19 protein-coding genes are annotated in these 19,135 nt (G+C 70.2%); 13 read left to right on the top strand and 6 right to left on the bottom strand.

Annotated elements, in window-relative coordinates; all coding sequences use genetic code 11:
- The first annotated feature begins 123 nt into the window (after nucleotides 1-123).
- From rsmD to mutM, 7 genes are all read left to right on the top strand, one after another.
- The gene (gene rsmD / locus ACIQMR_RS17145; RefSeq protein ID WP_328726277.1) at nucleotides 124-708 is read left to right on the top strand and encodes a 16S rRNA (guanine(966)-N(2))-methyltransferase RsmD; all 585 of its coding nucleotides are present in this window, start codon (nucleotides 124-126) and stop codon (nucleotides 706-708) included.
- Nucleotides 705-1,214 carry a pantetheine-phosphate adenylyltransferase gene (gene coaD, locus ACIQMR_RS17140; protein WP_401387254.1) on the top strand — a complete coding sequence of 170 codons (510 nt, stop codon included), beginning with the start codon at nucleotides 705-707 and terminating at the stop codon, nucleotides 1,212-1,214. Before rsmD ends, coaD begins: the two co-directional genes overlap by 4 nt.
- 141 nt (nucleotides 1,215-1,355) lie before the next feature.
- Nucleotides 1,356-2,414 carry a cell division initiation protein gene (locus ACIQMR_RS17135; protein ID WP_401387877.1) on the top strand — a complete coding sequence of 353 codons (1,059 nt, stop codon included), beginning with the start codon at nucleotides 1,356-1,358 and terminating at the stop codon, nucleotides 2,412-2,414.
- Between the two features lie 75 nt (nucleotides 2,415-2,489).
- Nucleotides 2,490-3,188, top strand: a complete 699-nt coding sequence (locus ACIQMR_RS17130; protein WP_401387251.1) for a YceD family protein — start codon at nucleotides 2,490-2,492, stop codon at nucleotides 3,186-3,188.
- Nucleotides 3,189-3,190: 2 nt separating this feature from the next.
- Nucleotides 3,191-3,364, top strand: a complete 174-nt coding sequence (rpmF, locus tag ACIQMR_RS17125; protein WP_026165248.1) for a 50S ribosomal protein L32 — start codon at nucleotides 3,191-3,193, stop codon at nucleotides 3,362-3,364.
- A gap of 19 nt (nucleotides 3,365-3,383) precedes the next feature.
- Complete coding sequence (gene rnc, locus ACIQMR_RS17120) at nucleotides 3,384-4,199, top strand: ribonuclease III (protein WP_401387246.1); 816 nt, start codon at nucleotides 3,384-3,386, stop codon at nucleotides 4,197-4,199.
- Nucleotides 4,200-4,358: 159 nt separating this feature from the next.
- On the top strand, nucleotides 4,359-5,240 hold the full coding sequence (gene mutM / locus ACIQMR_RS17115) for a bifunctional DNA-formamidopyrimidine glycosylase/DNA-(apurinic or apyrimidinic site) lyase (RefSeq protein WP_401387243.1): 882 nt from the start codon (nucleotides 4,359-4,361) through the stop codon (nucleotides 5,238-5,240).
- Here mutM and ACIQMR_RS17110 read toward each other — a convergent pair.
- A complete protein-coding gene (locus tag ACIQMR_RS17110) occupies nucleotides 5,192-5,590 on the bottom strand; it encodes a winged helix-turn-helix transcriptional regulator (RefSeq protein WP_401387241.1) in 399 nt (132 codons plus the stop codon). The two genes, mutM and ACIQMR_RS17110, sit on opposite strands and share 49 nt — an antisense overlap.
- Before the next feature lie 236 nt (nucleotides 5,591-5,826).
- Nucleotides 5,827-6,132, bottom strand: coding sequence for a hypothetical protein (locus ACIQMR_RS17105; RefSeq protein WP_401387238.1), 306 nt, complete (start codon nucleotides 6,130-6,132; stop codon nucleotides 5,827-5,829).
- Between ACIQMR_RS17105 and ACIQMR_RS17100 the strand changes: the two genes are divergently transcribed.
- Entirely contained in the window at nucleotides 6,125-6,646 is a 522-nt protein-coding gene (locus ACIQMR_RS17100) for a calcium-binding protein (protein ID WP_401387235.1), read from the top strand. The two genes, ACIQMR_RS17105 and ACIQMR_RS17100, sit on opposite strands and share 8 nt — an antisense overlap.
- A gap of 168 nt (nucleotides 6,647-6,814) precedes the next feature.
- Here the strand turns inward: ACIQMR_RS17100 and ACIQMR_RS17095 are convergent, their stop codons facing one another.
- Nucleotides 6,815-7,255 (bottom strand): VOC family protein, encoded by a 441-nt coding sequence (locus ACIQMR_RS17095; protein WP_401387232.1) that lies wholly within the window; start codon nucleotides 7,253-7,255, stop codon nucleotides 6,815-6,817.
- A gap of 209 nt (nucleotides 7,256-7,464) precedes the next feature.
- Nucleotides 7,465-8,292: a CAP domain-containing protein gene (locus ACIQMR_RS17090; protein WP_401387229.1), complete on the bottom strand. Its 828-nt coding sequence runs from the start codon at nucleotides 8,290-8,292 to the stop codon at nucleotides 7,465-7,467.
- Nucleotides 8,293-8,479: 187 nt separating this feature from the next.
- Between ACIQMR_RS17090 and ACIQMR_RS17085 the strand changes: the two genes are divergently transcribed.
- The 4 genes from ACIQMR_RS17085 to ACIQMR_RS17070 all read left to right on the top strand — a co-directional run bounded on the left by ACIQMR_RS17085 (nucleotide 8,480) and on the right by ACIQMR_RS17070 (nucleotide 15,017).
- A complete protein-coding gene (locus ACIQMR_RS17085) occupies nucleotides 8,480-8,761 on the top strand; it encodes an acylphosphatase (RefSeq protein ID WP_266383791.1) in 282 nt (93 codons plus the stop codon).
- A gap of 381 nt (nucleotides 8,762-9,142) precedes the next feature.
- A complete protein-coding gene (locus ACIQMR_RS17080) occupies nucleotides 9,143-9,358 on the top strand; it encodes a hypothetical protein (RefSeq protein ID WP_266383794.1) in 216 nt (71 codons plus the stop codon).
- Between the two features lie 238 nt (nucleotides 9,359-9,596).
- Entirely contained in the window at nucleotides 9,597-13,361 is a 3,765-nt protein-coding gene (locus ACIQMR_RS17075) for an AAA family ATPase (RefSeq protein WP_401387226.1), read from the top strand.
- Between the two features lie 228 nt (nucleotides 13,362-13,589).
- On the top strand, nucleotides 13,590-15,017 hold the full coding sequence (locus ACIQMR_RS17070) for a sugar porter family MFS transporter (protein ID WP_401387223.1): 1,428 nt from the start codon (nucleotides 13,590-13,592) through the stop codon (nucleotides 15,015-15,017).
- Nucleotides 15,018-15,066: 49 nt separating this feature from the next.
- Here ACIQMR_RS17070 and ACIQMR_RS17065 read toward each other — a convergent pair whose 3' ends face one another.
- Both ACIQMR_RS17065 and ACIQMR_RS17060 read right to left on the bottom strand, forming a co-directional pair.
- Complete coding sequence (locus tag ACIQMR_RS17065) at nucleotides 15,067-16,038, bottom strand: LLM class flavin-dependent oxidoreductase (protein WP_401387220.1); 972 nt, start codon at nucleotides 16,036-16,038, stop codon at nucleotides 15,067-15,069.
- Between the two features lie 60 nt (nucleotides 16,039-16,098).
- Nucleotides 16,099-17,574, bottom strand: a complete 1,476-nt coding sequence (locus ACIQMR_RS17060) for a cytosine permease (RefSeq protein ID WP_401387217.1) — start codon at nucleotides 17,572-17,574, stop codon at nucleotides 16,099-16,101.
- Nucleotides 17,575-17,760: 186 nt separating this feature from the next.
- Here ACIQMR_RS17060 and ftsY point away from each other — a divergent pair, with 186 nt between their 5' ends.
- Complete coding sequence (gene ftsY, locus ACIQMR_RS17055) at nucleotides 17,761-18,984, top strand: signal recognition particle-docking protein FtsY (protein ID WP_401387215.1); 1,224 nt, start codon at nucleotides 17,761-17,763, stop codon at nucleotides 18,982-18,984.
- The last annotated feature ends 151 nt before the right edge of the window (nucleotides 18,985-19,135 follow it).

Genomic DNA, 19,135 nt, shown 5'->3' with positions numbered 1-19,135 from the left:
CGGGCCCGGGCCGAGGCCCGGTACCCGGCCGGGGCCTGCGCCCCCGCCGCCGACAGCCCATATCGTGGAGGTGACCGGTCCGGATCGAACCGGACCGGACGAACGTCTTCGTGAAGGACTCAGATGACCCGCGTGATCGCCGGCGCGGCCGGCGGACGCCGCCTGGCCGTGCCGCCGGGCAACGGCACCCGCCCCACCTCCGACCGGGCACGCGAGGGCCTGTTCTCCACCTGGGAGTCCATGCTCGGCACCCTGCAGGGCATCCGTGTCGCCGATCTCTACGCGGGCTCCGGCGCGGTCGGCCTGGAGGCGCTGTCACGCGGCGCGTCCCACGCGCTGCTCGTCGAGGCCGACGGTCGCGCCGCCCGTACGGTCCGGGAGAACGTGCGGACGCTCGCCCTGCCCGGTGCCGAGGTCCGCACGGGCCGGGCCGAGCAGATCGTCCAGGGACCCCCGCCGACGGCACCGTACGACGTGGTGTTCCTCGACCCTCCGTACGCCGTCACGGACGACGATCTTCGCGAGATTCTCCTCACACTCCGCTCGGGAGGGTGGCTCGCGGAGGATGCGCTCGTCACCGTGGAGCGCAGCACCAGGGGCGGTGAGTTCGCCTGGCCCGAGGGAATCGAGCCACTGCGGGCCCGTCGCTACGGCGAGGGAACGCTTTGGTACGGTCGCGCCGCCTCTACGTGCGAAGACGCACCATGACCGGACCGGAGAGCGAGGGAATTCAGTTGCGCCGCGCCGTCTGTCCGGGGTCGTTCGACCCCATCACCAATGGACATCTCGACATCATCGCCCGCGCCTCCAAGCTGTACGACGTCGTGCACGTCGTGGTGATGATCAACCAGTCCAAGCAGGGACTGTTCACCGTCGAAGAGCGGATCGAGCTGATCCGCGAGGTGACCGCCGAATACGGCAACGTCGAGGTCGAGGCCTACCACGGCCTGCTCGTCGACTACTGCAAGGAGCGGGACATCCCCGCCATCGTCAAGGGCCTCCGCGCCGTCAGCGACTTCGACTACGAGCTGCAGATGGCCCAGATGAACAACGGCCTCTCGGGCGTCGAGACGCTGTTCGTGCCGACCAGCCCGACCTACAGCTTCCTGTCGTCCTCGCTGGTCAAGGAGGTCGCGGCCTGGGGCGGGGACGTCTCGCACCTGGTGCCCCCGGTCGTCCTCGCGGCGCTGACCGAGCGGCTCCCGAAGAAGTGAGGCCGGAACCGACGCCGGAAGCGGGATCCTGACGGGCCGTCACCCGGTGTCGGCCGGGCGCCGACTGCCCGTACAGTCGTTCCGTCCGTCTCCATATCGGCCGTAGTGGCCGAAGTGACTGTAGAGAGTGGCGAGCACACGGTGGACGTGCAGAAGAAGCTCGACGAGATCGTCGAGGCGGTCGGGAACGCCCGGTCCATGCCCATGTCGGCCTCCTGCGTGGTCAACCGCGCCGAGTTGCTCGCGATGCTCGAAGAGGTGCGCCAGGCACTGCCCGGCTCGCTCGCCCAGGCGCAGGAGCTGATCGGCGGCCGGGACCAGATGGTCGAGCACGCCCGCCAGGAGGCCCAGCGGATCATCGAGGCCGCCCATTCGGAGCGTGGCTCGCTGATCTCCGACACCCAGATCGCCCGGCAGTCCCAGGACGAGGCCGACCGCATCCTCGCCGAGGCCCGCCGGGACGCCGAGGAGATCCGCGCCGAGGCCGACGACTACGTCGACTCCAAGCTCGCCAACTTCGAGGTCGTCCTCAACAAGACCATCGGCTCGGTCGACCGCGGCCGCGAGAAGCTGCTCGGCCGCGGGCCCGGGCTGGACGAGCAGGGGTACGCCGACGAGGACGCCCCGGAGTACAGCGCGGACCCGCAGACGCTGATCCAGCGCGCCGACGACTACGTGGACGCCAAGCTCGGTGCCTTCGAGGCGGTGCTCTCCAAGACGCTCGAGGCCGTCGGCCGCGGCAGGCAGAAGCTGCACGGCCGTATCGCCACCGACGATCTCGGCGCGCACGTCGCCGCCCAGGACGCCGCCGGGGGCATGCGGCACACGAGCGACGCGGACTACCTGGCCGGGCTTGCGGAACTGGCGGATCCCCAGCCGCAGGTCCAGCAGGCGGTGCAGATCCCCGCGCAGGCGGATCAGTACGCGTACCAGCAGCAGGCCCAGCACCAGCACCAGCCTCAGCACCAGGACATGTACGCGTACCAGCAGGACCCCTACGCCGGAGGGTATGGGGGACAGCAGCAGGGCTACGACCAGGCGTACGCGTACCAGCAGCAGGCTCAGCCCCAGCACCAGGACCCCTACGCGTACCAGCAGCCCCAGGCCCAGCCCCAGGCCGCCGCGCTGGACGAGACCAGCTTCTTCGACACGAGCATGATCGACCTGGAGCAGCTGCGGCGCTACGAGCAGGGTCGCTGATCCGGTACGGACCGGATTGGGCCTGGAGCGAACGGTCCAGTATCCTGGCTCTTCGGTCGCGCGTGCGTGCAGCCGATGCTGCGCCGAAACCGCGGCCCCCCACACGATCCGAAAGCAGGAGAAGCCCTGAACGCCCGCCTCGACCACCGCAACCCTCTCGTGTTCGACACACACGAGCTGGGCCGGCGGCCCGGTGCGCTCCAGCGGCTCTCCCGCTCGGTCCAGGCGCCCGGTGCGCCGGCGATCCTCGGCATCGAGGGGGTCATCGGCGTGCCGGAGGGTGCGCCCGTGGAGCTTGAGCTCCGCCTCGAGTCCGTCATGGAAGGGGTGCTTGTCACAGGCACCGCCCGTGCCGTGGCCGAGGGGGAGTGCGTAAGGTGTCTGGAGCCGCTGCGCCAAGAGGTCGCGGCGGACTTCCAGGAGATGTTCTCGTACCCCGACGCCGACGAACGGGGCCGCCCCAAAGCGGAGCCCGTCGACGACGCCGAGGACGACGAGGACAGGCTCTTCCTCGAGGACGGCTTGTTCGACCTCGAGCCTGTGCTGCGTGATGCGGTGGTGCTCGCACTGCCGATGCAGCCGGTGTGCCGGGAGGACTGTGCAGGGCTGTGTTCCCAATGCGGAACCAACCTGAACGACGACCCGGAGCACCACCATGACGCCGTCGACATCCGTTGGGCGGCACTGCAGGGACTCACCGATTCACTCGGAACCGGTGAGAAGGACGAGATGAGCGGCGCCGAAGCGGGCGTCGACGAGAAGCAGGAGAAGTAGCCGTGGCTGTTCCGAAGCGGAAGATGTCGCGCAGCAACACGCGCCACCGCCGGTCGCAGTGGAAGGCTGCGGTCCCCACCCTGGTTTCGTGTGAGCGTTGCCAGGAGCCGAAGCAGCAGCACATCGCGTGCCCGAGCTGCGGCACCTACAACAAGCGCCAGGTCCTCGAGGTCTGAGCGGCTGGTGAGAGGCACGATGTCCGACAGCATCAGTTCTGCCTCGTCCCACACGCTTCTGGAAGGGCGGCTCGGGTATCAGCTCGAGTCCGCCCTTCTGGTGCGTGCGCTGACCCACCGTTCGTACGCGTACGAGAACGGCGGCCTGCCCACCAATGAGCGGCTCGAGTTCCTCGGGGACTCGGTGCTCGGACTGGTGGTCACGGACACGCTGTACCGAACCCACCCCGACCTGCCCGAGGGCCAGCTGGCCAAGCTGCGGGCCGCGGTGGTCAATTCGCGTGCGCTGGCGGAGGTCGGCCGCGGCCTCGACCTGGGCTCCTTCATCCGGCTCGGCCGGGGCGAAGAGGGCACGGGCGGCCGGGACAAGGCGTCCATCCTCGCCGACACCCTGGAAGCGGTGATCGGCGCGGTCTATCTCGACCAAGGCCTCGACGTGGCGTCCGAGCTGGTCCACCGGCTCTTCGACCCACTGATCGAGAAGTCCTCGAACCTCGGGGCCGGCCTGGACTGGAAGACCAGCCTCCAGGAACTCACGGCGGCCGAGGGGCTCGGCGTCCCGGAGTACCTGGTCTCCGAGACCGGTCCGGACCACGAGAAGACCTTCACTGCTGCTGCCCGCGTCGGTGGTGTCTCGTACGGCACCGGCACCGGCCGCAGCAAGAAGGAAGCGGAACAGCAGGCGGCGGAGTCCGCGTGGCGCGCGATCCGCGCCGCGGCGGACGAGCGCGCGGCGGCGGACGAGCGCGCTGAGGCGGCGAAGGCCGCGGAAGCCGCTCAGTCCGCAGAAGACGAAGGGGCCGCCGACACCCCTTCACCCCGGGCCACGGCCTGAGGCACCGCTTCCGACCTCCTGTCGCGCGTATGCGCGGCAGGAGGTTTTCCCTTTCCCGGGCGTCTGCCCCCGGGCAGGAGGGAGCGGCCCCGTGGCCCGGGCCCGGGAGGGCGAGAGGTACGCTGCGAGCGTTGTAGCGAGAGAGCTCCGGAGGGGTCCGTGCCCGAGTTGCCCGAGGTGGAAGTCGTGCGACGGGGGCTTGAGCAATGGGTCGCCGGCCGGACCGTGGGGAGCGTGGAGGTCCTGCATCCGCGCGCCGTGCGCAGGCACCTCGGTGGCGGCGAGGACTTCGCCGCACGGCTCGAGGGGCATCGCATCGGGGTGGCGAGGCGACGCGGGAAGTACCTGTGGCTGCCGCTGGAGGACAGCGGGGCCGCTGTCCTCGGGCATCTCGGCATGAGCGGGCAGCTGCTCGTCCAGCCCGAGGCCGCCGTCGACGAGAAGCACCTCCGGATCCGGATCCGGTTCGAGGACGGCCTCGGCACCGAGCTCCGCTTCGTCGACCAGCGCACCTTCGGCGGACTCTCGCTCCACGACACCACCCCCGAGGGCCTGCCGGACGCGATCGCCCACATCGCCCGGGACCCGCTCGACCCCGAGTTCGACGACGCCGCCTTCCACACGGCGCTGCGGCTGCGGCGTACGACGGTCAAGCGCGCTCTGCTCGACCAGTCCCTGATCAGCGGGGTCGGCAACATCTACGCCGACGAGGCCCTGTGGCGCGCCAAGCTGCACTACGACCGGCCCACCGGGAGCCTCACCCGCCCCAGGTCCGCCGAACTCCTCGGCCATGCACGGGACGTGATGAACGCCGCCCTCGCCGTCGGCGGCACCAGCTTCGACAGCCTCTACGTCAATGTGAACGGTGAATCGGGCTACTTCGACCGGTCGCTGGACGCCTACGGGCGCGAGGACGAGCCCTGCCGCCGCTGTGGCACACCGATGCGCCGACGCCCCTGGATGAACCGGTCGAGCTACTTCTGCCCGCGCTGTCAGCGCCCGCCGCGCCCCGTCCGCTCGCTGCCGCGCGTCCCGTCGTAGCGCTCGCGCGCCGCCAGTACCTCCGGCATGCGGCCCTCCACCAGGTGGATCAGGCCGAGCAGCCGCCCGGCGACCTCGCGCCCGAGCGGCGTCAGTTCGTAGTCGACCCGCGGCGGGTTGGTGTGCTGCGCCTCGCGGTGCACGAGACCGTCCCGCTCCAGGGCGTGGAGCGTCTGCGAGAGCATCTTCTCGCTCACCCCGTCGACGCGCCGCCGCAGCTCGTTGAAGCGGGAGCCGCTCTCGTACAGCGCGCCCAGCGTCAGGCTGCCCCACCGCCCGGTCACGTGCTCCAGCGTGCCGCGCGACGGACACTGCCGGTCGAACACGTCGAAGGCGATGGCGTCGTCCATGCGCGACACCCTACGCCCGCACAGCGCTCACCGAGGGAGAGCGCTGTGTGCTGGTATGCGCCGGACCCGCCTGTTCGCTGTGATCGTTCCGTGCGGGTGACGGCCGAAGGAGTGCTGATGGGGCACGGCTCATCGGCCGTGACCTGCGTAGACGGCTCGCGGGCGATGGTGGCCCCCTCGGGCGGCACAGCGAGCCGGGCGGAAGTGTGACTTTCTGTGAAGGACAGCTGAGCATCTCACCGGGGAGACAGCAGAGCCATGTCCCAGCTCCGCCCTTTTGACGACGACCGGTCGACGACGGCTCCGACCGGGCGCTCCGGCCGGTGCCGTGCCAGTGCCCGGTCGGTGTCCGCACTCATCGTGCTCGTCGTCGGAGGGCCGTTCTTCCTCTCCACCTCCACCGTGGCCGCCGCACCCGGAACACTGAGCCGAGCCGTCGAATCGACCACCTCGATCCAGTCGAGCACCTCGCGCCACTCGACCACCTCGTCCCACTCGAGCGACTCGATGTGCGAGGACGCCAGACCCACCAGAGTGGGCACCGAGGAGAACGACGTCATCATCGGCACCCCCGGCAACGACGTGATCTTCGCGCTCGGAGGCAGTGACACGGTCTACGCGCTCGGTGGCAACGACCTCATCTGCGGCGGCCCGGGCAACGACACCCTCAACGGCGACCGGGACAACGATCGGCTCGCCGGTGGCTCGGGCGACGACCAGCTCTTCGGCGGCTGGGGCAACGACAACCTCCACGGCGAATCGGGCAACGACGAACTCCGCGGTGAGACGGGCAACGACGAGCTCTCAGGCGACTCGGGCAACGACAGGCTCTCCGGCTTCCTGGGCAACGACACCCTCTACGGCGGAAGCGGCAACGACCGTATCCGCGGCGGAAGGGACAACGACCAGCTCTTCGGCAAGGCGGGTAACGACCAGCTCTTCGGGGACGCCGGCGATGACGCCCTGGACGGCGGACCGGGCACGAACACCAACAACGGCGGAACCGGGATCAACACCTGCGTCGACCCGAGCGACGGCCCAGGCTGCAACGACTGAACCCGGCAGCGCCCGGGACGCACGACTGCCGGCCGTGCCATCGATCAACGCTGCGACCCGCGACTCAGCTGTCGGTGGTCGGCAGCGTCGGCCGTCGCCGAGCACTCTTCGACGGCCGGTTCGGGACCTCGATGATCACGTTCGGCCGCATGGTGCGGTTCTTCCTTCTCAGCGCAGTTGCTCGGCCAGTCCGACGATGATGCCCTCCGGTCCGCGGACGTAGCAGAGCAGATGACTGTCCTCGAACCGGGCGATCTCGCCGACGAGTTCGGCGCCGTGAGGGCGCAGGCGGGCAACGGTGTCCTCGATGTCGTCGACGGCGAACATGACGCGGTGCGTGCCCAGAATGTTGTGCGGCCGGTTGCGCGGCCCTGCGCTGATCACGGCGGGGCTGCGGTACTTCGCCAGCTCGAGCCGGCTGTGACCGTCCGGGGTCCGGACCATCGCGATGTCGCAGCGGACGCCGTCGAGTCCGGTGCACCGGTCGGCGACGAGGCCCTCGACCTCCGCCCTGCCCTCCAGCTCCATGCCGAGTTCCACGAAGAACGCGATGGCGGCATCCAAGTCCTCGACGACGATGCCGACGTTGTCCATCCGCTGAATCGCCACGCCGGCTTCTCCTTCTCCCTCGTGCGGCCGGTGGTGGCCGCTGATGTCCCTGGGACGGAGCCGGTGGCGCGTTCCCGACATCCGCAGACCGCCTAACTCCGCGAAGACGCGTACGCGAGCCGCCTGGATGCAATCCGGGCCGCCTCGGTAGCCGATGACGGCTCCGAGGCGGCCCAGGAAAGCTGACAGGTCGCCGACCCGCGGATGTCTCAGTAGCCGAAGTCCTGCGTCCACCACGGGCCGCCCTCGGCGAAGGAGACACCCACGCCCAGCGTCCGGTACTCGCAGTTGAGAATGTTCGCGCGGTGGCCGTCGCTGTTCATCCAGGAGTTCATGACGGTCCGGGCGTCGGCCTGGCCGCGGGCGATGTTCTCGCCGCCGAGCCCGCCGACACCGGCCTGCGAGGCCCGGTCCCACGGGGTGTCCCCGTCCGGGTCGGTGTGGTCGAAGAAGCCGCGCGCCGCCATGTCCGAGCTGAACCTGTCCGCGAGGGAGGCCAGCGACGCCTTCGGGCGCACCGGGCTGCAGCCGACCTTCGCGCGCTCCTGGTTGACCAGCGCCAGCACCTCAGCCTCGGCCGCGGACTCGCCGGAGCCGACAGGGGCCTGGGTACGGGGCGGCTTCGTCGGGAGGGGCTTGAACCTGCGCTCCGGGGCGGCGGTCCGCTTCGCCGGGGCCTTCGCCTCAGGAGCCGCCGGCCGCTTCGCCTCGGGCGCCTTGGGCGCGGGCTTCTTCTTCGCCGGCGTCGCGGACGCGGACGGCGACGGCTTGCTCGACGTGGAGGACAGGCCCTTTGACGACTTCGCCGCCCCCTCGGCGCCACGGCTCACCGACGCGGAGGGACGCTCGGACGGGGTGACGGAGGCGCCGCCCAGGGCGTTCAGGTCACCGGAGCGCGCCTCGCGCACCTGCTGGGCGCTGGTCTTCTCACTTGCCCCGGTGAACACGTCGCTGCCCGGCAGCAGACCGGCGGCCACGGCCACGGCGCCCACCGCCATGGCTGCGGAGACCCCGAGGAGCCCGGTACGTACAGGCACCGCGGCCCGGTTCTTCCGGCGATGGCGTCCCATCCAGCTCGCCCTTCCTCGTCCTGACTGCAAGTCGACAATGTCTGGACTGACCCGAATGAGTGGAGTCCATTTCGTCGGGACTGTACGCGAATACGGGGCTGAGGGAAGTGAGGCGAGGGCGATCGACCGATGGGCTCACGTGTAGCTTGCGCGCATGAACGAACACGCACGGCTCACCGCATGGGTACGCGGCCGAGTACAGCGAGTGGGCTTCCGCTGGTTCACCAGGGCAAACGCCATGGAGATCGGCGGCCTCCACGGCTTCGCGCTCAATCTGGACGACGGCAGGGTGCAGATCGTGGCCGAAGGTCCACGTGAGAATTGCCACCGTCTCCTGGAGTGGCTCAGGTCCTCCGACACGCCCGGCGCCGTCGACGGTGTCACGGAAATCTGGGGCGATCCGCGCGGCGGCTACGACGGGTTCGCGATCCGCTGAGCGGATGCCTGCGATACGGCCACACCATGTGTTCAGATGACTGCCCCCAGCACACGTGTTCGCAAGAAACGCGCTGGTGGTTGCCAATTACGGTCCTGCCGTGCCAGGCTGCCGCAGTAAGGATGATCTCCACGCCCCCGGGGCCCGCAGGAGAGCCGCAGCCGTGTGTGTCACGGTCGTGAGCCCGCGGCTCGCCCGTCGATACGGGGTGTGATCGTGTTGACCGTCAAACTTTTTGGTGAGACGCTGGAAGCCCCGCGCACCTCAGCTGTTTGGCAGTACGAACCGCAGTAAACACAAGCGCTGCCGAGCACCGCGGGTGCGAATCCCTCACGACCCACACCGCATCGGTCGGTCACTCAGTGTGGAGGACCATCCATCATGGCAAAGGCGCTTCTCGGTTATGTCGGCGGTTCCGACCCGCGACTCCTCGCCGAGATGCGACGGCTTCAGCAACGCGTCCAGGACCTGGAATCCGAGCTCGTACGGATCCAGTCCGAGAACGACGCGCTCAGCGCCGCCGCACAGCACCATGGCGAGTCGTTGCTCGAAGGCATCGACATCGACGTACCCAAGGGCGAGCCCGCGCTCACCTGATCCCAGTCCCCGTCGGGGTCCGGTGAGAAACTCTCTCGCAAGGCAGGTATGTATGCAAGGGACGCTTCGGCGTCCCTTCTTTCTTTGTTTCCCTCGTTGTAGTGCGCCGCTTACCGTCTGATGTGCCCTGCGCCCTCATGGGTGAAACGCACAAGGCAGCCGGGACAACGGCCGGGGCGGTAGCCGGGAACCGACATCTCCGGTGATCTCCGGGCGACGGGAGGTAAAGTCCAGCGGCGTGCACCTCAAGGCCATGACCCTGCGCGGGTTCAAATCATTCGCCTCCGCGACGACGCTGCGCTTCGAGCCCGGCATCACCTGTGTCGTGGGGCCGAACGGTTCCGGCAAGTCCAATGTCGTGGACGCGCTGTCCTGGGTCATGGGTGAACAAGGGGCGAAGTCCCTGCGCGGCGGGAAGATGGAGGACGTCATCTTCGCCGGGACGACCGGGCGGCCGCCGCTCGGCCGCGCCGAGGTGTCGCTGACGATCGACAACTCCGACGGGGCGCTGCCGATCGAATACGCCGAGGTCACGATTACGCGGATCATGTTCCGCAACGGCGGCAGCGAATACCAGATCAACGGGGACACCTGCCGGCTGCTGGACATTCAGGAACTGCTCTCCGACTCGGGTATCGGGCGCGAGATGCACGTCATCGTCGGTCAGGGACAGCTCGACTCCGTGCTGCACGCCGACCCGATGGGACGCCGGGCGTTCATCGAGGAGGCCGCGGGCGTTCTCAAGCACCGCAAGCGGAAAGAGAAGGCGCTGCGGAAACTGGACGCGATGCAGGCGAACCTCGCCCGCGTCCAGGACCTGACGGACGAACTGCGGCGCCAGCTCAAGCCGCTGGGGCGGCAGGCCGCCGTGGCGCGTCGGGCCGCCGTCATCCAGGCGGATCTGCGCGACGCGCGGCTGCGGCTGCTCGCCGACGACCTCGTACGGATGCGGGAGGCGCTCAGGACCGAGGTCGCCGACGAGGCCGCGCTGAAGGAACGCAAAGAGGCCGCGGAAGCCGATCTCAAGGCGGCGCAGGCGCGTGAGGCGGATCTGGAGGACGAGGTACGCCGGCTGGCGCCACGGCTGCAGCGGGCCCAGCAGACCTGGTACGAGCTGTCGCAACTGGCCGAGCGGGTCCGGGGCACGGTCTCGCTGGCCGACGCCCGGGTCAAGAGCGCCACGGCGGCGCCCACGGAGGAACGACGCGGCCGCGACCCCGAGGACATGGAGCGCGAGGCCGCCCGCATCCGCGAGCAGGAGGCGGAGCTGGAGGCAGCGCTGGACGCGGCCGAACGCGCGCTGGACGACACCGTCGCCCATCGGGCCGAACTGGAGCGCGAGCTGGCGGTCGAGGAGCGCCGGCTGAAGGACGTCGCACGCGCGATCGCCGACCGGCGTGAAGGGCTGGCCCGGCTGAACGGTCAGGTCAACGCGGCCCGTTCGCGTGCCGCCTCCGCCCAGGCGGAGATCGGCCGGCTCGCGGCCGCCCGGGACGAGGCGCAGGAGCGGGCGACAGCGGCCCAGGAGGAGTACGAGCAGCTCAAGGCCGAGGTCGACGGGCTGGACGCGGACGACTCGTCGCTCGCCGGACAGCACGACGCCGCCAGGCGCGAACTGGCCGAGGCGGAGTCCGCTTTGTCCGCCGCACGGGAAGCGGCCACGGCGGCGGAGCGCAAGCGCGCCGCCGTCGCCGCCCGCCACGACGCCCTCGCCCAGGGCCTGCGCCGCAAGGACGGCACCGGCGCCCTGCTCTCCGCCCGGGACAGGCTGTCCGGCCTGCTCGGCCCGGCCGCCGAGCTTCTGACGGTGACCCCTGGCTACGAGATCCCGGTCGCCGCGGCCCTCGGCGCGGCGGCGGACGCGATCGCCGTCACCGACCCCGCGACGGCCGCCGAAGCCATCCGTCTGCTGCGCAAGCAGGACGCGGGCCGGGCGTCCCTGCTGATGTCCGTCCCGAAGCAGGCCGCCTCCTACGGAACCGGCGCCGCACCGGATACCGGTGGCGGGGCGGTGCCGGGCGGCGCACTGCCCGCCTCGGCGCGTGAGCCCGTGCCCGGCCCGGCACCGGCCGGTGGCGCGGCGTCAGGTCCGGCTCGGGCGGCGCTCGACGGCGGGGCCGGAAGCCCTGCGGAAGTGCGGGACCGCGTCCCGTCGGTGCCGCTCCAGGACCGGGGCGTCGCCTCCGGCGCGGCACCCGGAGAGCCGCCGCGGGTCGCCGAGCTGGTGCGGGGGCCCAGGGAGCTGATGCCCGCGGTGGAGCGCCTCGTACGGGAGATGGTGGTCGTCGGCACCCTGGAGGACGCCGAGGACCTGGTCCGGACGCGGCCGGGGCTGATCGCCGTCACCGCCGAAGGCGATGTGCTCGGCGCGCACTTCGCGCACGGCGGGTCCGCGGGGGCGCCCAGCCTGCTGGAGGTGCAGGCGTCGGTCGACGAGGCCGCCGCCGAGCTGGAGGAGCTGGCCGTACGGTGCGAGGAACTCGCCGTGCAGCAGCGCGAGACCACCGTGCGGCGCACGGCGTCCGCAGCGCTCGTCGAGGAACTGGGCGAGCGACGGCGGGCCGCCGAGAAGGAGAAGGCCGGCTTCGCCCAGCAGCTGGGCCGGCTGGCGGGACAGGCGCGTGGGGCGGCCGGGGAGGCCGAACGTACGGCCGCGGCGGCCGAGCGCGCCGAAGAGGCGCTGGAGAAGGCATTGTACGAGGCGGAGGAACTGGCGGAGCGGCTGGTCGTCGCCGAGGAGACTCCCGTCGAGGAGGAGCCGGACGCCTCCGTACGGGACCGGCTCGCGGCCGACGGGGCCAACGCCCGGCAGACCGAGATGGAGGCGCGGCTCCAGGTCCGTACCCACGAGGAACGCGTGAAGGGGCTCGCGGGGCGCGCCGACGCGCTGGACCGCGGCGCACGCGCCGAGCGCGAGGCACGGGCGCGCGCCGAACAGCGCCGCGCCCGGCTCCGCCACGAGGCCACCGTGGCCCAGGCGGTGGCCCATGGCGCCCGTCAGCTCCTCGCGCATGTCGAGGTGTCCGTCGTACGGGCCGAGCAGGAACGTGCCGCCGCCGAGGCGGCGAAGGCCGAGCGCGAGCGGGAGCTGACCGCCGCCCGCGCCGAGGGCCGGGACCTCAAGAGCGAGCTCGACAAGCTCACCGACTCCGTCCACCGCGGCGAGGTCCTCGGCGCGGAGAAGCGTCTGCGCATCGAGCAGCTGGAGACCAGGGCCCTGGAGGAGCTGGGCGTCGAGCCCGCGGGCCTCGTCTCCGAGTACGGCCCCGATCAGCTCGTACCGCCGTCGCCGCCCGCCGAGGGCGAGGAGCTTCCGGAGGACCCCGAGCATCCGCGCAACCAGCCGCGGCCGTTCACCCGCGCCGAGCAGGAGAAGCGGCTCAAGTCCGCCGAACGGGCGTACCAGCAGCTCGGAAAGGTGAATCCGCTCGCCCTGGAGGAGTTCGCGGCGCTGGAGGAACGCCATAAGTTCCTGTCCGAGCAGCTGGAAGACCTGAAGAAGACCCGCGCCGACCTGCTGCAGGTCGTCAAGGAGGTCGACGAACGCGTCGAGCAGGTGTTCACGGAGGCGTACCGGGACACTGCACGCGAGTTCGAGGGCGTCTTCTCGCGGCTCTTCCCCGGCGGTGAGGGCCGGCTCATTCTGACCGACCCCGACAACATGCTCACCACGGGCGTGGACGTGGAGGCCCGGCCGCCGGGCAAGAAGGTCAAGCGGCTGTCGCTGCTGTCCGGCGGTGAGCGCTCGCTGACCGCCGTGGCGATGCTGGTGTCGATCTTCAAGGCCCGGCCCAGCCCGTTCTACGTCATGGACGAGGTCGAGGCGGCGCTCGACGACACCAACCTCCAGCGGCTCATCCGCATCATGCAGGAGCTGCAGGAGAGTTCCCAGCTGATCGTGATCACGCATCAGAAGCGGACGATGGAGGTCGCGGACGCCCTTTACGGCGTCTCCATGCAGGGTGACGGCGTCTCCAAGGTGATCAGCCAGCGTCTTCGCTGATCGTCGATCCGTATGCCCTCTCACCTGGATCTTCAATACTTGTACACAACTCTTCGAAGTGTTGCGGGTCCTGTGACTTCATGATGCGCTCTTGACTTCGAAACTTGAACGCATAGTCTCTGCAACGTTGCTTTTACCTTCAAGTGGTGGGCGGCGTCATGTTGTGCGCCACTGGAAGGGCTCGCCCCCCACGCCCGGCGCCGTTGCCGGGTGGCCCCAGGAGTACACGTGACCAGCACCCCGCAGGCGCCGGCACCGGAAGGCCGCAAGGCCAGGCCGGAGCACCTCAGCCATGTCATCTTCATCGCGGCGGCGGCCGCGATGGGAGGCTTTCTCTTCGGCTACGACAGCGCGGTGATCAACGGTGCAGTCGTGGCCATCAAGGACCGCTTCGACGTCGGCTCGGAGGCCCTGGCGCAGGTCATCGCCGCAGCGCTGATCGGCTGTGCCATCGGTGCGGCCACCGCCGGACGGATCGCCGACCGCATCGGCCGCATCCGTGTCATGCAGATCGCCTCGGTGCTGTTCACGGCCAGCGCCATCGGCTCCGCGCTTCCGTTCGCCCTCTGGGACCTCGCCATGTGGCGCGTCATCGGCGGCATCGCCATCGGCATGGCCTCGGTCATCGCCCCGGCCTACATCGCCGAGGTCTCCCCGTCCGCGTACCGCGGCCGGCTCGCCTCTTTTCAGCAGGCCGCCATCGTCACCGGCATCGCCATCTCACAGCTGGTCAACTGGGGCGTCCTCAACCTCGCGAACGGTGACCAGCGCGGCCGCATCGGCGGCCTCGAGGCCTGGCAGTGGATGCTCGGCATCATGGTGATCCCGGCCGTCCTCTACGGACTGCTCTCCTTCGTCATTCCCGAGTCGCCCCGCTACCTGATCTCCGTCGGCCGTCACGACCAGGCCCGCAAGGTGCTCCGCGACGTCGAGGGCAAGACGGTCAACCTCGACACCCGGGTCGCCGAGATCGAGCAGAACATGCGCCACGAGCGCAAGCCCTCCTTCAGCGACCTGCTCGGCGGCAAGTTCCTCTTCCTGCCGATCGTCTGGATCGGTATCGGCCTCTCCGTCTTCCAGCAGCTCGTCGGCATCAACGTGATCTTCTACTACAGCTCGTCGCTGTGGCAGTCGGTCGGCATCAACCCGGAGAGCTCGTTCTTCTACGCCTTCGAGACCTCGATCGTGAACATCATCGGTACGGTGATCGCGATGGTCCTGGTCGACCGGCTCGGCCGCAAGCCCCTCGCGCTCATCGGCTCCGTCGGCATGGCGATCTCGCTGGGCCTCGCCGCCTGGGCCTTCTCGTACAAGACCGAGATCGACGGTGTGGTCTCGCTGCCCAGCCTCCAGGGCACGGTCGCGCTCTTCGCCGCCAACTTCTTCGTGCTGTTCTTCGCCCTCTCCTGGGGCGTCGTGGTGTGGGTGCTGCTCGGCGAGATGTTCCCCGGCAAGATCCGTGCCGCCGCGCTGGGCGTCGCCGCCTCCGCCCAGTGGATCGCCAACTGGCTGATCACCGTGACGTTCCCGTCGCTCTCGGACTGGAACCTGTCCGGCGCCTACATCATCTACACGATCTTCGCCGTGCTCTCGATCCCGTTCATCCTCAAATGGGTGCCGGAGACGAAGGGCAAGGCGTTGGAGGAGATGGGCTAATCCCCGCTGCCCCTCTCCTCGGCCACCAAGGCCATGGAACTGCCCCGGCTCAGCCCTTGAGCCGGGGCAGCACCTGTTCGCACAGCAGTTGGACGCTGCGCCAGCCCTCGTCCACCGGCATCCCGCCGCACAGCGGATGCAGGACGAGGCTGTCGGCGCCCAGCTCGACGCACTCGTCCGGGGTCACCACCCGGTAGACCCCCTCCGCCCGCAGCTCCGCCACCGTGGTCGCCGACGACTTGACCGCCGAGCGGATCTCCGTGGACTGCCAGGACGCGTACGTCCGGGCCTCGTGCAGGAAGTGCGCCCCGTGGCGCGCCCAGGTCTCGTCGGGGTCCTCCGCGACGTGCAGCAGCGGCACCTGCGCCGCCGGCATCATGCAGAACCCCTCGGTCCCCAGCTCCTCGCGCTGCTGGTGGTAGTAGGCCTCCAGCTCCGGCAGATGGGCGCTCGGGAAGAACGGCAGCCCGAGGCGGGCGGCACGACGGGCGGCCGCCTTCGAGGAGCCGCCGACCAGGAGCAGCGGATGCGGCTGGGTGTACGGGCGCGGAGTGACCCGTACCGTACGCCCCTGATGGGTGAACTCCTCGCCGGTCCAAGCCGCGAGCAGGGTCTCCAGCAGCTCGTCCTGGAGCGCGCCGCGCCGGTGCCAGTCGACGCCGTGGGCCGCGTACTCCTCCCGCCGGTAGCCGATGCCCGCCACCGTGACCAGCCGGCCCTTGCTCAGCAGGTCCAGTACGGCGATGTCCTCGGCCAGCCGCAGCGGATCGTGCAGCGGGCCGATGATCGCCGAGACGGTCACCGCGATCCGGCGGGTCGCCCCGAACACGGCTCCGGCGAAGGTGAAGGGGGAGGGCAGCCAGTTGTTGACGGCGCCGTGGTGCTCCTCGGTCTGGATCGTGTCGACGCCGCGGTCGTCGGCGTACGCCGCCATCTCCAGGGCGGCGCGGTAGCGGGCCGCGAGGGACTCGGGCGTCGCCGAGGGATCGACGAGGTTGAACCGTACGACGGTGAAGGCCATGACGAGCGTCCCCCTCTACCGGGTGTGAGCAGGCGGAGAGGGACGCTAGCTGACGTTGCGTCAGATGGAAACAGGCGCGGGCGCAGGCTCTTCCGCGGAGTCCTCCGCCGGCTCGGTCGTCGCCTGCGCGGCGGACTCCGCGGCCGTGCTCGTGCGCGGCAGCGCCGCGTACAGCGCGGCCGCCACGACGATCGTCACCACCCAGCCCAGACCGTTCTTCCCGACCCAGGACGTGGCGAGCGGGCCGCTGAACCAGTCGACCTTGGTGAACAGCAGACCCACCACCAGGGCGACGGCCCAGGCCGTCATGGCCTGCCAGGCGAAACCGCCCCGGTACCAGTACGCGCTGGTGCGGCCGGTGTCCATCAGCGCGTCGCCGTCGTACGTACGCCCACGCAGCATGTCGGCGCCGAAGACACCGATCCACGCGGAGAACGCCACGGCGAGGAGCGTGAGGAAGGAGATGAACGAGCCGATGAAGCTCGTCGCCACCACCATCAGCAGGAAGCCGAAGACCAGCGAGATGACCGCGTTCACGCTGACCGCCCAGGCCCGCGGCACGTTGATGCCCAGCGTCTGGGCCGTGAAGCCGGCCGAGTACATCGACATCGCGTTGATCAGCAGCATGCCCACCAGCGCGATCAGCAGATACGGCACCGAGATCCAGGCCGGCAGCAGCTCGCCGATGAACGAGACCGGGTCCTTGGCCGACGCCAGGTCCGGCGTGGCCACGGCCATCACCGCACCCATCAGCACCATCGGCAGCACGACGATGCCGGCGCCGCCGACCGTCGAGGCGACCACCGCACGGCCGGACGCGGTTCGCGGCAGATAGCGGGTGAAGTCCGGACCCGACGGCACCCAGCTGATGCCGCCGGCCGCGATGGTGCCGATGCCCGCGATCATCATCGCGGTCGATCCCGCCGGCTTGTCCAGCACGGCCGACCAGTCGGTGTTGGCCGCCAGATGGACCAGGACGAGTACGGAGAACGCCCCGAAGAGATACGTCGACCACTTGCTGCACGCCCGCAGGGCGTTGATGCCGAGGCCGGACACGAGGAAGGTCGCCGCGACGAAGAGGAGGAGCGTGACGACGATCAGCGCGGTGTTCGGCCGTACGCCGAAGAGCAGGTCGAGCACGGTCAGCAGGGCGTACGCGCCGGTGACCGCGTTGATGGTCTCCCAGCCCCAACGGGCCACCCAGATGAGGGAACCCGGGAAGCGGTTGCCCCGCTGACCGAAGACCGCGCGGGAGAGCGCCATGCCCGGGGATCCGCCGCGCTTGCCGGCGAGCGAGATGAGGCCGACGATCCCGTACGAGAGGGCGGGCGCCGCGATTCCGACGACCAGGACCTGCCAGATGTTGAGGCCGTTGAAGACGATCAGGCCCGCGCCCATGGTGAGCAGCAGCACACTGATGTTCGCGGCGACCCAGGTCGGGAAGAGTTCGCGGACGTGGCCGGTGCGCTCACCGTCGGGGACGGGCTCGAGGCCACGGGTCTCTATCGCGCCTTCGGACTCGGAGGCGTGAGGCATTGAAGAGGCTCCGTAGGAAAGGTGGGGAGTCCGGGGACTGCGGGCCCCGGGAGAGCGCCGACCGCGAGGCGGCCGGAAGAGCCATCGTAACGTTCTCTGGCAAAAGGCCCAAAAATGGGCGCGGATCCTTGTGTGATCCTCTGAGCAGGCCGGTCCTCACCGGACGTGGCCGATACTGGGTGGGTTATGGAAATCGTCATCCTTGCTGTAGTCATCGCCCTGGTCGCGATCGGCGCGATCAGCGGGCTCGTGGTCAGCAGCCGCAAGAAGAAGCAGCTGCCGCCCTCGGCACCGTCGAGCACGCCGACCATCACCGCTCCGCCCGCCGAGCCGCATGTCGGCGAGGAGGCGGAGACACCGCGGGAAGAGCCACGCCGCACCATCGAGGAGGTCGACCTCCCGACGGCGGAGGAGGCCGTCGAGACCCCGGCCGCCATCGAGGATCCGGTCGTCGCCGAGCCCGAGGCTCCCGCGATCGAGATCCCGGAGCCGACCGCGGGCCGTCTCGTACGGCTGCGCGCCCGCCTCGCCCGCTCGCAGAACACGCTGGGCAAGGGACTGCTCACCCTGCTCTCGCGCGAGCACCTCGACGACGAGACGTGGGAGGAGATCGAGGACACGCTCCTCACCGCCGACGTCGGCGTCGCACCGACGCAGGAGCTCGTCGAGCATCTGCGCGAGCGGGTGAAGGTGCTCGGCACGCGCACGCCGGACGAGCTGCGGGGCCTGCTTCGCGAGGAGCTGCTCGCCCTCATCGGCACGGACGTCGACCGCGAGGTGAAGACCGAGAGCGGCCTGGACACCCCGGGCGTCGTGATGGTCGTCGGTGTCAACGGCACCGGCAAGACGACGACCACGGGCAAGCTGGCGCGGGTGCTCGTCGCGGACGGGCGCAGTGTCGTCCTGGGCGCGGCGGACACCTTCCGCGCGGCCGCCGCCGACCAGCTCCAGACCTGGGGCGAACGGGTCGGCGCGCGTACGGTGCGCGGGCCCGAGGGCGGCGACCCGGCGTCGATCGCCTTCGACGCCGTCAAGGAGGGCATCGCGGAGGGCGCGGACGTCGTGCTCATCGACACCGCGGGGCGGCTGCACACCAAGACCGGCCTCATGGACGAGCTGGGCAAGGTCAAGCGTGTCGTCGAGAAGCACGGCCCGCTGGACGAGGTCCTGCTCGTCCTCGACGCCACGACCGGTCAGAACGGCCTGGTGCAGGCCCGTGTCTTCGCCGAGGTCGTGGACATCACCGGCATCGTCCTGACCAAGCTCGACGGCACGGCCAAGGGCGGCATCGTCATCGCCGTCCAGCGTGAACTCGGCGTTCCCGTCAAGCTCGTCGGCCTCGGCGAGGGCCCGGACGACCTGGCCCCGTTCGAGCCGGAGGCATTCGTCGACGCGCTGATCGGCGACTAGCCGACGCGCTGATCGGCGACTAACGATCACACCCGGGGCTCCGCCCCGGACCCCGCCTCACGGTGCAGCCTTACGGCGCACCGCCCCGAAGTCCCGGTCCTCGGGTGCCGGACGGGCTGGAAGACCCAGCCCGTCCGGCACCCGAGGACAC

It is taken from the genome of Streptomyces sp. NPDC091376 (assembly GCF_044757085.1).
GTDB classification, from domain to species: Bacteria; Actinomycetota; Actinomycetes; order Streptomycetales; family Streptomycetaceae; genus Streptomyces; species Streptomyces pratisoli.
The sequence above is the reverse complement of the archived record's forward strand: the minus strand, read 5'-3'. Positions and strand labels throughout refer to the sequence as shown.